Origin of the sequence: Shigella sp. FC1967 (genome assembly GCF_001743005.1) — a bacterium.
In the GTDB taxonomy this organism is placed as follows: domain Bacteria; phylum Pseudomonadota; class Gammaproteobacteria; order Enterobacterales; family Enterobacteriaceae; genus Proteus.
Map to the genome: position 1 here is coordinate 1 of NZ_MIIZ01001287.1, position 13,181 is coordinate 13,181.

General features: G+C 37.1%; 9 protein-coding genes, 1 tRNA gene and 5 pseudogenes. 7 read left to right on the forward strand and 8 right to left on the reverse strand.

Annotated features, from left to right (window positions below; genetic code table 11):
- The first annotated feature begins 1,176 nt into the window (after positions 1-1,176).
- From BHE89_RS21270 to BHE89_RS21280, 3 genes and pseudogenes are all read left to right on the forward strand, one after another.
- A complete protein-coding gene (locus BHE89_RS21270) occupies positions 1,177-1,503 on the forward strand; it encodes a hypothetical protein (protein ID WP_069368276.1) in 327 nt (108 codons plus the stop codon).
- A gap of 394 nt (positions 1,504-1,897) precedes the next feature.
- Positions 1,898-1,993: a hypothetical protein gene (locus BHE89_RS27550; protein ID WP_353612773.1), complete on the forward strand. Its 96-nt coding sequence runs from the start codon at positions 1,898-1,900 to the stop codon at positions 1,991-1,993.
- A 2-nt stretch (positions 1,994-1,995) separates the two neighbouring features.
- Positions 1,996-2,257, forward strand: a pseudogene (locus BHE89_RS21280) (bacteriocin immunity protein).
- Between the two features lie 147 nt (positions 2,258-2,404).
- On the opposite strand, the gene BHE89_RS21285 reads toward BHE89_RS21280, so the two are convergent.
- The 4 genes and pseudogenes from BHE89_RS21285 to BHE89_RS21300 all read right to left on the reverse strand — a co-directional run bounded on the left by BHE89_RS21285 (position 2,405) and on the right by BHE89_RS21300 (position 4,971).
- The gene (locus BHE89_RS21285) at positions 2,405-2,638 is read right to left on the reverse strand and encodes a DNA polymerase III subunit theta (protein WP_069368278.1); all 234 of its coding nucleotides are present in this window, start codon (positions 2,636-2,638) and stop codon (positions 2,405-2,407) included.
- Between the two features lie 178 nt (positions 2,639-2,816).
- A tRNA-Pro gene (locus tag BHE89_RS21290) sits at positions 2,817-2,893 on the reverse strand.
- 86 nt (positions 2,894-2,979) lie between these two features.
- Positions 2,980-4,717 (reverse strand): annotated as a pseudogene (gene yejM, locus BHE89_RS21295) (LPS biosynthesis-modulating metalloenzyme YejM).
- Between the two features lie 26 nt (positions 4,718-4,743).
- A complete protein-coding gene (locus tag BHE89_RS21300; protein ID WP_004247042.1) occupies positions 4,744-4,971 on the reverse strand; it encodes a YejL family protein in 228 nt (75 codons plus the stop codon).
- A 154-nt stretch (positions 4,972-5,125) separates the two neighbouring features.
- Here BHE89_RS21300 and yejK point away from each other — a divergent pair, with 154 nt between their 5' ends.
- Positions 5,126-6,130, forward strand: a complete 1,005-nt coding sequence (yejK, locus tag BHE89_RS21305; protein WP_069368280.1) for a nucleoid-associated protein YejK — start codon at positions 5,126-5,128, stop codon at positions 6,128-6,130.
- Positions 6,131-6,212: 82 nt separating this feature from the next.
- Here yejK and rplY read toward each other — a convergent pair whose 3' ends face one another.
- The gene (gene rplY, locus BHE89_RS21310) at positions 6,213-6,497 is read right to left on the reverse strand and encodes a 50S ribosomal protein L25 (RefSeq protein WP_006537318.1); all 285 of its coding nucleotides are present in this window, start codon (positions 6,495-6,497) and stop codon (positions 6,213-6,215) included.
- A 144-nt stretch (positions 6,498-6,641) separates the two neighbouring features.
- Positions 6,642-8,406: pseudogene (locus BHE89_RS21315) on the reverse strand (DEAD/DEAH box helicase).
- Between the two features lie 181 nt (positions 8,407-8,587).
- Here BHE89_RS21315 and rsuA point away from each other — a divergent pair.
- The 3 genes and pseudogenes from rsuA to BHE89_RS21330 all read left to right on the forward strand — a co-directional run bounded on the left by rsuA (position 8,588) and on the right by BHE89_RS21330 (position 11,382).
- A complete protein-coding gene (gene rsuA / locus BHE89_RS21320) occupies positions 8,588-9,292 on the forward strand; it encodes a 16S rRNA pseudouridine(516) synthase RsuA (RefSeq protein ID WP_069368282.1) in 705 nt (234 codons plus the stop codon).
- A 76-nt stretch (positions 9,293-9,368) separates the two neighbouring features.
- Positions 9,369-10,513 (forward strand): annotated as a pseudogene (locus BHE89_RS21325) (Bcr/CflA family multidrug efflux MFS transporter).
- Between the two features lie 521 nt (positions 10,514-11,034).
- Positions 11,035-11,382, forward strand: coding sequence for a YejG family protein (locus BHE89_RS21330; protein WP_069368284.1), 348 nt, complete (start codon positions 11,035-11,037; stop codon positions 11,380-11,382).
- Positions 11,383-11,505: 123 nt separating this feature from the next.
- Here the strand turns inward: BHE89_RS21330 and mepS are convergent, their stop codons facing one another.
- Both mepS and BHE89_RS21340 read right to left on the reverse strand, forming a co-directional pair.
- Entirely contained in the window at positions 11,506-12,120 is a 615-nt protein-coding gene (mepS, locus tag BHE89_RS21335) for a bifunctional murein DD-endopeptidase/murein LD-carboxypeptidase (protein ID WP_069368285.1), read from the reverse strand.
- Between the two features lie 358 nt (positions 12,121-12,478).
- Positions 12,479-13,175: pseudogene (locus tag BHE89_RS21340) on the reverse strand (phosphatase PAP2 family protein).
- Positions 13,176-13,181: the final 6 nt, after the last annotated feature.

A 13,181-nucleotide genomic window follows, 5' to 3' on the forward strand; every position in this document is an offset into this window, starting at 1 on the left:
ATTTTAACCTTATTATACTTTTCCTTTAAAAGGTTTAGCATATCATTAATACAGTAGTAAGATCTCAATTGGATACGCTCTATTAAGTAATTGAAGTAAAATTGTATCGTAGGCATAAGGCGAGAATTGGACTTTACACAAGGTAAACCTGATGTGAGTTTTACCCCACGTAAATTCCAGACATAAAAAAATCAATCCTAAGCGGTTGGTTTTCTTAATTAAAAATGGTCAGCATGATAGGATTTGAACCTACGACCCCTGACACTCCCATGAAACCGGCTTTCACGCTTCACCTAAATCGTGGCAAGAAATTCATGGTACCGAGATTGAGTTATTAGAGTAAGTTGCCATTTTAGTAATTTCACCAACTAACCCAGCCAATGTGCTGGGTTTTCTGTTTTTATCTACAGATAAAACTTATACTTAAGTAAACTACAATTTTAATATCTTACTTGAGGGTAAGTTAATGTCAGACTGTGTTTATAGTTACACAGCACTCATGAACAAGATAGAGCATATCATCAATAGCAACAGCCTCTAGGGTGATCGGTGCGGAGTTAGAAACTAAGCGATTTGATAAGGCTGGTAAATTAAAAATAAGGAATTACTTGGTGATTAACAATACTATTAAACTATCAATGATATTCGCGGTTATTTTTTCCGTTTCATCCTATGCAGAACCAATCAAAATTGAATGTGAAAGATCGCAGAAGGTGCCGGATGTAGAAGTAGATAAGAAAAAAAAGTTTATGGTCGCTAGATTTCGATAATGCAACTTCTGAAGTTGATGATAAAAAGATATTCGTAATAAAATCAGGATCTATTACATGGACGGACCCTTGGGGAAGTGAATACACCTATTTTATTGATGATAATGTTCCGCGTATGAAAGGGTATAGAATAATGCAGACTTATAGTAAAAATGAAAGTAATATTGAGCGTGGCATTAGTTATTTTGAAGAAAAAAAAAGTGCTACGAGAAAGCTATCATTACAATGGTGAAGATTTCGCAATCTGGCGCACAGGGTGTGAAATATTTGATCCAGAAATAGATTAGGTGTTTCTTCACATTTCACATAAAGCTAAATAAGATTAACCTTTTCTGTATACCAAACAACTGATTTTAAGAGGTCGCCTAGTGCGGCCTTTTTCTTTATCTAAACACAAGGATCTATTATGCCAAGTACCGCGACTGGTGCCACAGTCGCTGTTATTGCCTCTAAAGATAACAATAAGAAAAAGCTTCTATTATTTATTCTCTCATTTATTACTAGGGCTTTAGTTACTGAGCCTATAGATCAATTAATAAAGCAAAAACTTGATTATGAATTGGGTGGCACTTTAACGGTCATTCTAGTTTCTGCTCTATTTATCTCCGCATTACTGATCATTGCCAAGAGTGAAAGCCTCACTAAAGCAATTTCATGGTTTTCAAAACTGATAGAAAAAAACTTTACCACGATTATCGATGTTTTATCGGGAAAAGGGCGGGATAAGAAATGATCTACCTCTTGGCAATTTGGAACGATAAACAGCTTTTATTGAATTGGGCTAATGTTGTGATCATCACGGCAATAGTGGTTCGATTGTTTTTTGTCAGTACAAATCTAATAGAGATTCATGGGTTGGTACCGTATTGATCATTCTTTGTGTGTGGAAATATCTGAGCTTTTATCGGCTAAATCTATGGCAGGGTTATCGAGTATAGCGAGCAATTTATTTTTTATGTGCATTAGTGATTGCCGCTAAAGGTAATGTGATGCAGGTATTTAAGAAGGTAAAACAATGAGGTAAGAATTTTATCCAAAGTAACAGAACTCGAATGCGAAATGGTTTGGCACCAAGGGCTAGATATAAAGATCGTGTTGGAGGGATACGTTCCTTTTAGCTTCACCATATTAAGCCTATTATTGAAGATGGTGGAGTTTATGATATGGATAATATCCGCATTGTTACCCCTAAACGACACATTGATATTCATAGAGGAAAATAATCATGGAACTGAAAAATAGTATCAGTGATTATACTGAAGCTGAGTTTTTAGCTTTTGTAAAAAAAATATTTAATGTTGAAAATACATCAGAAAAAAGAAGATATAAAAAATATTCTTTTATTTAAGAAATTGACAGAACATCCTGATGGTTCGGATTTAATTTATTACCCTAATGATAATCGAGAAGATAGCCCTGAAGGGGTTGTAAAAGAAGTTAAAGAATGGCGGGCTAAAAATGGTAAGCCTGGATTTAAAAAAGGTTAGTCATTACTCTTGTTAAATTAATCGAGGCCTCTTAACGGAGGCTTTTTATTCCAAATAGGACCTAGAAAAAATTAGAGAGTTAATCAATCTTAACACACTCGCCTTCAATAAAACTCTCTCCATCGAATGACCTCAAAACATGAGTAATCACTCTGTTTTCAAATACTGTACTGAATTTCCATCCGGCAACTTCTTACTTCTCTCGCGATAAAACGCTAGTCGTTCATTAAAGTGCTCGCGTAAATGTGTTGGTTGTTGTCGTTCAACTTCTGAGGCAACAACTGGCATATTGAGGCGTTCTTTATATGCGACACCACTTGCTGCCAAATCGACATTAATCTTGTCTTTTTTTTCTTGAGTTAGTTCAGCAAGATTTTTCATTTGATAAGCTCTATTAATGAAATGGAGGGTAATTATAGCATAAGCATAGGGCGAGGATTGGAACTTAAACAAGGTAAATCTGATGTGGGTTTTACACCAGTATTACACCAGTTTTACACCAAGCAAATTCCAAACATAAAAAAACCAACCGTAATTGGTTGGTTTTCTTAATTAAAAATGGTCGGCATGATAGGATTTGAACCTACGACCCCTGACACCCCATGACAGTGCGCTACCAGGCTGCGCTACATGCCGTTTGTGCCTTGTATATTACTGTTTTTGACTGCTAAAGCAACCCTTTGTTAATTAAGTGGTGTAATTTTATACGTTATTTAATAGTGCTAGCGTTCAATGAAACGCTTTTGCTCAGCCAGAACTTGCAGCAATAATTTTAAATCCGGTTTTGCTGAGCTAATCTCTTGCCCTGATTTATCAAATAAAGCGTACCGACCATGCTTATCTATCAATAAGGTATTATCGGGTAAAAAGACGACAAATGCCTCGTCATCACCTGTAAAAATCCATGGATGATTACGGGTGCTTGCGAATAAATCTTCACCTTGTGAATAGTTATCTGCTGGACTAATGACATGTAAAACATGCTGCATCAAGGTTGTCATAATATCTTGATGGCTTGTCATTCGCTCAATAACCTGTGGCGTCATATTTGGCCAATGTATTATCAATGGTACTTGTGACTGGCTTAAATTAAAGGTGGTCTTATTTGAAAGCCACTGATTAACTTGCTTCTTATTATTGTCTTGATGATAGCTAGAAGTGACAACCACAACCGTATTATCGAGCACTTTGGTTTCTTGTAATGTCTTAAATATTGTCTCTAATTGGTCATTTAATGTGGTGCGTTGCGATGCATTATTGGTATGACCATTAATTTGTAAGAAAGAGAACCAAGGAGCTATTTGGCTGTTTTGGACCAACCAACGATCCCAACTATCAATTGTGGCATTGTTATCACCACTACGTGATGTTGGGAGTGAGAAATCGGATAGCACAGCTTGTTTAAACAATGGTGTTTGAAAACCATTAGTGGAAAACATGGCTAATTGGTAGTTTCGATAACTTAACGCATCGAAAAGTGCAGAGTTTTTTCTGCTACTTAATACACTGTCTAAATAAGACGGTGAAATACCATAAAATAAGCCAAATAATGCTGTATCATTATTAATACCTGATGAATAATGCCTTGAGAAATAAAGATTATCTTGTGCAAATTTTTGCAGACTTGGTAGTTCAGACACTTCTTCGTTACCTAACCCATCAATGACAACCACCAGCAAGTTATAAGAATAGGTATCCTTGGCATAGATTAATGGAGCAAGAGGATAGGTGATACCTTGTGCTGCTGGGTTACCTTCACTGATAACGCGTTGCTCATATTCTGATTGATTAATAAAGCCATGGCGCTCAAGGAATTTACGTGCTGTCATTGGATACGATAATGGTAAATTAGCACGTTGCATGGTGATTGGGCGGTAGAAGTTAGCATCAGCCCAAATAGACATAGAGTGAGATAATATAAAGCAAGTAATAAAGACACCAGCTAATGGTTTACCCCAACGCTGGCGATTTAAGCTGCGTAATTTTTGCCAGCTCCATGTTGCAAAAAGCATTTCAATAAGAAAGATGATGGGAATGCCAATAAAGATAAGTTGCCATTCACGTGCCATTTCGCCTTCATCTGGATTAATTACAAGATCCCAAACAAGTTGAGTCAAATGGAGCTGAAATTGCTGGTAAACGGCGATATCAAAAATAAGGATAGTTAATCCAGCACTGGCAAGGGCGCAGGAGATAACTCTAAGTAGCCGTTGAGAAATTGCTATAAAGGTGAGGGGAAAAAGGATGAGTATATAGATAGCAAAGACAATAAAACTAAAATGTCCCATCCAACTCACAATAGCGTAAAAACGACCAGCAAAAAGTTGCAGGCCAATCAGAAATAAACAGGTAACGGCTCCCAAGCAGTAAGCTTAGAATAATATTAAATAGCGCAAACCAGTGACCCCAACTGATCATTTGGGATACTTTTTCACGATAGGACTGAGGTCTCGTTACCATGTCTATAAATAATTTTTCTATGTTTATTAGTGAATATTGCCTTCATCAATTGAAGCACGTAATGCGTGAACAAAAGAATCAGCAATCAGCATCCGTTGAGCAGGGGCAATACTTGTATTAATTAAGTTTGTCACCATGTTCCCCAACACCATCAAAGAAAGATCTGTAGGAGTATGATGTTTTTCAAGAACGCTGACAAGTTCTGCAAGTAATTGCTCAACTTGTTCATCACTATAACGGGATTTTTGTGGCATAAAATCTGAATTCCTACTAAATGTATAAAACGCTATATGTTACCGTATTACTAGGTCTTTTTCCGCTATTAAATTAATTAATTTTCCCTTGATACTGAAAGTAGGGAGTGTTTGAATACGCGCACGGAAAGAGACGCAATAGAAGAGGACGACCATGAGTCTAGATATTAACCAATTAGTTTTGCATCAACTTATTAAGCGAGATGAGCAGACATTAGAAGTTGTGCTACGTGATTCACTCTTAGAAATTGAACCGGTTGTTCAGGAGATGGTTGAAGAGTTGCATCGCGTATATAGTGCAAAAAGTAAAGCTTATGGTCTGTTTAATGAAGAAAGCGAATTAGCAGAAGCGTTACGTTTACAACGTAAAGGTGAAGAGAACTTTTTAGGGTTTTCACGAGCTGCAACTGTGAGACTAAAAGATGAATTGGCAAAATATCCTTTTGCAGAAGGTGGTACGGTTCTATTCTGTCACTATCGCTATTTAGCTGTGGATTACCTTTTAATTGCTGTATTGAGTAGTTGTAACAGTATGTGGGTAAATGACAGCCTTGATGTATCATCGACACGCTATTTAGATATTCCTCATGCAGACATTATTGCTCGTATTGATTTAACTGAGTGGGAAACGGCGCCTGATTCTTTACGTTATTTAACGTTTTTAAAAGGTCGTGTTGGACGTAAGGTCTCTGATTTCTTTATGGATTTTTTAGGTGCTCAAGAAGGTTTAAACGCTAAAATTCAAAATAAAGGTCTCTTACAAGCGGTTGACGATTTTTGTGAAGCATCAGAAATGGGCAAGCAAGAGCGTCAAACTTGTCGTGAGCAAGTATATAGCTACTGTAACGAGCAATTACAATCGGGCGAAGAAATTGCCTTAACAGAGCTTGCTGCAGAATTACCGTCTTTGGGTGATCAAAACTTTGCTCAATTTACGGAAGAGAAGGGTTATGAATTAGCTGAAACATTCCCAGCAGATCGCAGCACGTTGCGTCAACTGATGAAGTACTCAGGAAGTGGTGGTGGATTAACCGTGAATTTTGATGCGAAATTATTAGGAGAGAGAATATTCTGGGATCCAGCAACAGATACGCTCACGATTAAAGGTACTCCGCCTAATTTACGTGATCAGTTACAACGTAGAGCATCAGAAAAATAATTAAGTAGTAGAAACAAATAACGCCACATTAAGTGGCGTTACATGCTCGGCGTCCCGAAAATAAAGCTCGAAGGGTGGCTTATTAAGCGCGCAGGAAGTCGATGTGAGTAATTTTTGGCTTATACTCGTGACGTTGCACTGCTTTAACTTTAACTTTAGTTTCTTTGCCATCGATAACCAGGTTTACGAAATCTGAATAGAATTCTGATTTGTGTTCTTGGTTGATAACTTCGTTGTGATCTAAATCGATAGCGATTGGCTCTTCATTTCCGCCATAAACGATAGCAGGAAAACGGTTAGCCACACGCAGGCGGCGGCTCGCACCCTTACCCTGCTCTTTACGTACAGTTGCATTAATAGTTAACATCTTTTTTCTCTTATAAAAAAGAAAGAAAATACATACTTGTTACAGGCGACCCAGCAACAAGCTCGAGATTTGGTTTATCTAAAAATAGATAAAGCGGGGCGCATTTTAACGAAAAAGTCCCTTAACAGCAAATATAAATCCAGATTAATACAGGGTATTTGCTTTTCGGTAGCGACCGGCATAGTCAAAAATCTTATTTCTTATTTTCCAGAAGTTCTCTTTTTTACCTTTATGAGCCACAATAAAGTCAGGATGACGCAACAAATCGAACTGTTTAATGATGTCGTTGGCATTATGCCAAACGAAAGGAACGCCCGGTGCGCGTTGATGTTCACGTAAAAATTTTACTTCAAAGACTTTTCGTTGAGCTGGTGTTGTTAGTCGAAAACGTTCAGAGACAGAAGTGCCTTCTTCATCGTAATAATTAATTTCTAACCATTCACCTTTAACATCATTTCCTGATTTAAATTGCATCCCACCACAACGCAGAACTAATGCCCCTTTGAGTTTTAATGCCGCTTTGAGCATATCATCAGGATCAACTAAGATCTCATCACAATGAATACAGCGACGTGCTGCAATATCATTTTCTTCATTACAGTGGGGGCATAACTTAAAGCGGAATCGAAATTCACATTGTTGTTTTTGCCCTTTTTTATTGAGTTCCCAGCCTTGGCAACGGCGGCCATAGTGTTCAATGATGTCTCCATCAGTATCTACAATACCCCAAAAGGTATTGGCAAATTGGCAAATTGGGCAAAAAACTTGTACAGGCTGACTATTTGGATTGGGTTTTTTTAGTACCGACTTCGGGTAGATAGAGATCATGAGGATTACCAGCATAATCTAAAATGAGACATTCTGTTTTTCCTGCAAATAATCTTAATCCTCGTCCTACAATTTGTTGGTATAAACTCACAGATTCAGTAGGGCGTAAGATAGCAATTAAATCGACATGAGGTGCATCAAAACCGGTTGTTAGTACGGCAACATTAACCATATAACGTAATTTTTGTTGCTTAAAACGGGAAATAAGATCATCACGTTCATAAGATGGTGTATCCGCACTGACTAATGCCGCTTCATCTTGTGGTAAAAGAGAAAGGATCTCTTTTGCATGTTCAACCGTTGCCGCAAATATCATTACACCTCGGCAATTTTTTGCATATTCAACAATTTGAGCAACAATATGAGGTGTAATACGTTTTTGCCTTTTTATTTCACGGTTTAGATCTTCTTCATTAAATATTCCATTTTGACTTGCTCTGACTTGGCTAAAATCATATTGCAATATAGGCATATCTAGACGAGTTGGCGGAACTAAAAAATGATTGCTTATCATATAGCGCAAAGGTAATTCATAGATACAATCACGGAAAAAGCAGTTTTCATCGCCTCTGATCATACCGTGATAATGATATTGATAAATCCAACCCGTCGGTAAACGATAAGGTGTTGCCGTTAATCCTAAGATCCGTAATTGGGGATTAATGGATTGCAATTGCTTAATGACTTGCTGATATTGGCTATCTTCAGACAAACTAATGCGATGGCATTCATCAATAATAAGAAGAGAAAAAGTATCACTAAACTGCGATAAATTACGGGCAACAGATTGCACACTACCAAAAACAACTTTTCTGCTACTCTCTTTTTGTTGCAATCCCGCCGCAAAAATATCCGCAGATAGACCATAGGCCTCATATTTGCTATGGTTCTGTTCTACTAATTCTTTTACGTGTGCTAGCACCAATACACGTCCGCGCGCTCTTTTAGCGAGTTCTGCAATGACTAAACTTTTTCCTGCGCCAGTAGGTAATACAATTACCGCAGGTGTATTGTGTTGGCGAAAATAAGAGATTGTCGCATTAACTGCGTCAAGTTGATAAGGTCTGAGTGTAAAAGCCATAACTTTATATAAGAAATCAAACGGACGGTCAGCGTAACATTTTTTTTATGGGGAGCGCGAACAAGGGGGAGTTAAGCGCGTGATAGTTTATTTATAAATTAATTAGTTGTTTTATTGTTAATATTCATTTTTAATAGATGCCTCATATCAGATGGTATTCTTCCATTTTTCAGAGAAATTCATGCGATTAGATAAATTTTTATCCCAGCAATTGGGTATTAGCCGTAGCTTGATCCTTCGTGAATTAAGAGCAGGGCTTGTAACAATTGATGGCGAAATAGTGAAAAGCGGCTCAACCAAAATTGCACCAGAGCAAGAAGTCGCGTATGACGGCAATGTCTTAACTCAAATTTTGGGGCCTCGTTACTTTATGTTGAATAAGCCAATCGGCTATGTCTGTTCAACTGACGATCCTGTTAATCCAACAATTCTCTATTTTATTGATGAACCTTTGGCACATAAGTTACATGCTGCTGGGCGTTTAGATATTGATACAACAGGGCTTGTTTTATTAACGGATAATGGTCAATGGTCACATCGTATTACGGCACCTAAACATCATTGTGAGAAAACCTATCGAGTTACGTTAGAAGAGCCGATTGGAGAGTCTGTTGCCGAACAATTTCAAAAAGGTGTTCAACTCAATGGTGAAAAAAATCTAACAAAACCCGCTATGTTAGAAATTATTACCCCCACAGAAGTCAAACTTACTATTAGTGAAGGCAAATATCACCAAGTAAAACGTATGTTTGCCGCTGTGGGTAATCATGTCAGTGCATTACATCGTGAGCGTATTGGGGATATCACATTAGATGAGACTTTAGCTGAGGGCGAATATCGTCCATTAACAGAAGAAGAGATCAACAGCATTCACCTACCTCAATAATTATTATTTATCCTGTCGTTTTTGGGAGTTTATCTGCGTGCAACAGCAACGTTCGTCGTACCTTAGTCTCATTTTAATACTGGGACTTATTTCCATGCTTATGCCATTGGCTATAGATATGTATTTGCCAAGTTTACCCACGATTGCGCAAGATTTTGGTGTGCCTAGTGGCAAAGTGCAAATGACATTAAGTATCTATATTTTTGGTTTTGCTATTGGGCAATTAGTTTATGGTCCTATGGCTGATAGCTTGGGTCGTAAGCCTGTCATTTTGGGCGGCGTAATTGTTTTTGCTTTTGCCTCTAGTGCATGTGCATTATCTGAATCAATAGATGTGCTAATTGGAATGCGTTTTTTACATGGTTTTGCTGCAGCTGCGGCAGTGTTGTTATTAATGCATTGATGCGAGATATGTTTTCTAGAGATGACTTCTCTAGAAGTATGTCTTTTGTTGCGCTTGTTATGACGATTGCACCTTTATTAGCGCCACTATTAGGTGCTTGGGTAATGAATTGGTTTTCATGGCATGCTATTTTCTGGAGTATCGCGATAGCTGCAGTAATTGCATCTGCATTAATTGCTTTTTATATTCCAGAAACGTTACCCAAAGAGCGTCGGCAACGCTTTAGTTTAAGAGTGACATTTAGCCAATTTATTAGTCTGTTTAGAACACGTCGTGTCCTTTGCTATATTTTGGCTTCAGGTTTTTCTTTTGCGGGAATGTTTTCATTCCTTAGCGCTGGCCCTTTTGTCTACATCGAACTACATGGTATTCCATTTGATCAATTTGGATTATATTTTGGTTTTAATATCATATTCTTAATTGTGATGACAAGCATTAATGGGCGATATGTTCGTCGATTTGGTGCGTTGAATATGTTACGCCTAGGATTAACGATCCAGTGTTTTATGGGGCTCTTTTTATTGCTGGTGGTCGCGCTTAATCTACATTTCTATTTCCTTGTTGTGGGCGTAGCAATGTATGTGGGAGGGATCGCGATGATCACATCGAATGCGATGGCTGTTATTCTTGATGATTATCCTCATATGGCAGGGACGGTTTCTTCTCTCGCGGGAACCGTGCGTTTTGGTGTTGGTGCGTTAGTTGGAACGGCTATTGCTCTACTACCTGCAAAATCAGAATGGCCAATGGTGAGTTCTATGGCATTCTGTGTACTGTTTGCTATGGGATTTATTTTGCTTGCTCGTCGTTATAAATAAGAATATCACGCTATAAATAGCAGAAATTTATAGCGTGCTCCTCTTTTCCTGTCTTTATTTCCCCTAAAAATGCCATATTTTCCTCTGCTGTATTTCATGAATCGTTTCAAATAAGTGTGATTTTTTTGATTTGAATCAATACTTGATGTTGTTATTTTGTTAAATTAAGTAAAATTTATTTTAATAATCATCTGTTGTTGTTTTGTTGATATGAAGTATCGTGATAAAAATTGATGGATTGTTCTACTTGAATGCGTAATATTTTTATACAATTATTTTATATGGTTGATAAAATGTTAAATAAATGAAAGAATAATTGAAGAGATTGAGTATTGCAGGCATGAATATCTGCATACACTAAGCTAAATGAATACTTTAATGCGTCTTTTCGCTTTTTTGTAAAGCAATTGTAATATTCATGTTCTACAATTAACAAAGTTTTAATATGCGTGTGAGCAAGTCAGTTCAAACTCGTATTGATGATGTATTAAATTAACGTGTTGATGAAACAGGATTGATTTGTGGATAATGTACAACTTTCGGTAGTTCACAAGCTGCCGCTGAGTTATCGGTGGCTAGCGGGCTTTGCGGGCACAAGAGTAGAAATACTGCCTGAAAATGATGCTGGAAAGCAAAATACGTTGATTGGCTTAAAACTATTAAGTCATGATGGTATGACACTGGATGAAGCAATACAGAATTTGCGTCAGTATCTGAGTAATCTCCATATTGATAGCGTTGTGATTGAATGGGATGGTACGCCTTGTCTTTTCCTTCATAGCGATGATGAATGTGCTGCATTATGTTGCTTAAAAAACGCGGGTGTCGCTATTGCGGAGCCATTTCCAACGGCATATTCTTATTTATAACAGCAAGTTAATGTTACAAACTTAACATAGTTACTGTACGGTTTTATCCAGATCGAGAATATAAAAAAAGCCTCATTTATTAAAATGAGGCTTTTTTTTTGCAATAAGATATAAGGGAATTAATTATCTTAATACATTTTTCGAAAGGTTGTTTTCAACAAGTGTTGTGTCATTTTTATCAATAACGCGTCTTGCTGCATAAAAACGTTTATTCCAGTAGGTATTAGACATTTCTGACACGGTTACACCATTGCTGGTGGATGCATGTACAAATTTATCATTACCGATGTAAATTCCAACATGGCGCATAGTACGTCCTGTTTTAAACAGAACGAGATCACCTGCTTGTAATTTTGATTTATTAACCTGAGTACCAGAGAACTGTTGATCTGAGGTTGAGCGAGGGAGTTCTACACCGAATTGGTCAAGAAAGGTTCTTTGTACAAAGGCTGAACAATCGATGCCTTTTTTAGTATCTCCGCCTAGACGATAAGCGACACCTTTCCAGTCTGCATATTGGTCAAGTATCTTAGATTTTATATCGAGATTCTTCACCAATGATTCAAATTCATCTTGTGATGCTTGGGAAATAGATGTGCTTGATGATGTATTAAGTGGGGTAGTGCTTGAATTCGCTAAGCGTGAATTTGCGTTCTGTGAGCTACATGCTGATAGCGTAGCTACAACAATGAACGCCGGTATGAGCTTAAGCATTCTCATATACGGTTTTGTTCTCATTGTGACAGATTTCCCTTACATCCTTACGTGCAGAAGTGCACATGAATCATTCACCAAATAACCAGAGAATATAGTGTAATTTAGCTCTGGCAACCCTATTTCGCGAAAAAACGTGCTCTAAAGCACGTAAATATCCACATTAAACAATAAATAATGAGGAAACTAGAAAAGTGTACAGAAAGAGAGACTAAATGGCGAGAGGAAAGATGCTTAATTTACAAAACATTAGATAATAAGGTGCTAATACTTAAAATAGATCTCATTTTGTCATAATAATATCATTTAACTGTTAAAAACTGACCAAAAGAATAAGTGCAATATTACACTTTATTCTTTTTAAAATGAGTGTGTTTCTCTTTTATTTTTTAAAAGGAAGATATTTTTCTAATTGTCTGACAATAATATCTGATAATGGTGTGATTAATAACCAACTCGTGGTGATTAAAGTTAAAGAAATAGAACCTACTAATACATCTGATGCCCAGTGAGCGCCAGCCATAATCCTTGGTAAGGAAAATACAACCGTAATAATAAGAGCACATAAAAACGAACGAAACGAGAGGTAACGTAATATAAAGCTACAAAAGATGAGTAGCATTAAACCATGATCGCCAGGGAAGCTATCACCTGAGGCATCTTTTGTGGGGATACCTGTTACATCACCGACTCTATGCGCATCTTGAAAATAAAGTGTCGGGCTTGCTCTTTCAATGGGAATATTTTGTCCAATTTGATTAATAAGTACCGCACTTATTACCATCACTAATCCTACAATTATAAGATGGCGTTTACCCATATAATCTTTTTTTACGGAATGTATTGTAATAAAGTGCGCCCATCGCGAGCAAAATGACCAAATCGAACTTTCTATTATTGGTATAAGCCACAAAAGAGGCAAAAAAAGTATCAGGTAAAATATGCTGATTAAAAAAATAAAAAATATGGCTGTCAATTGATAGCCAATATCCATGTTGTGCTGGAAGATACCAAGAGAAAAAAATAATTAGACCTGCAAGATTGAGTAAAAAAATAGCCAGTGCTTTTTGGTGAAAAATTAGAAA

Excerpts from the sequence above, each read along its gene's own strand:
- BHE89_RS21270 (WP_069368276.1), top strand. The coding sequence starts at position 1,177 with ATGCCAAGTACCGCGACTGGTGCCACAGTCGCTGTTATTGCCTCTAAA.
- BHE89_RS21285 (WP_069368278.1), bottom strand. The coding sequence starts at position 2,638 with ATGAAAAATCTTGCTGAACTAACTCAAGAAAAAAAAGACAAGATTAAT.
- BHE89_RS21300 (WP_004247042.1), bottom strand. The coding sequence starts at position 4,971 with ATGCCACAAAAATCCCGTTATAGTGATGAACAAGTTGAGCAATTACTT.
- yejK (WP_069368280.1), top strand. The coding sequence starts at position 5,126 with ATGAGTCTAGATATTAACCAATTAGTTTTGCATCAACTTATTAAGCGA.
- rplY (WP_006537318.1), bottom strand. The coding sequence starts at position 6,497 with ATGTTAACTATTAATGCAACTGTACGTAAAGAGCAGGGTAAGGGTGCG.
- rsuA (WP_069368282.1), top strand. The coding sequence starts at position 8,588 with ATGCGATTAGATAAATTTTTATCCCAGCAATTGGGTATTAGCCGTAGC.
- mepS (WP_069368285.1), bottom strand. The coding sequence starts at position 12,120 with ATGAGAACAAAACCGTATATGAGAATGCTTAAGCTCATACCGGCGTTC.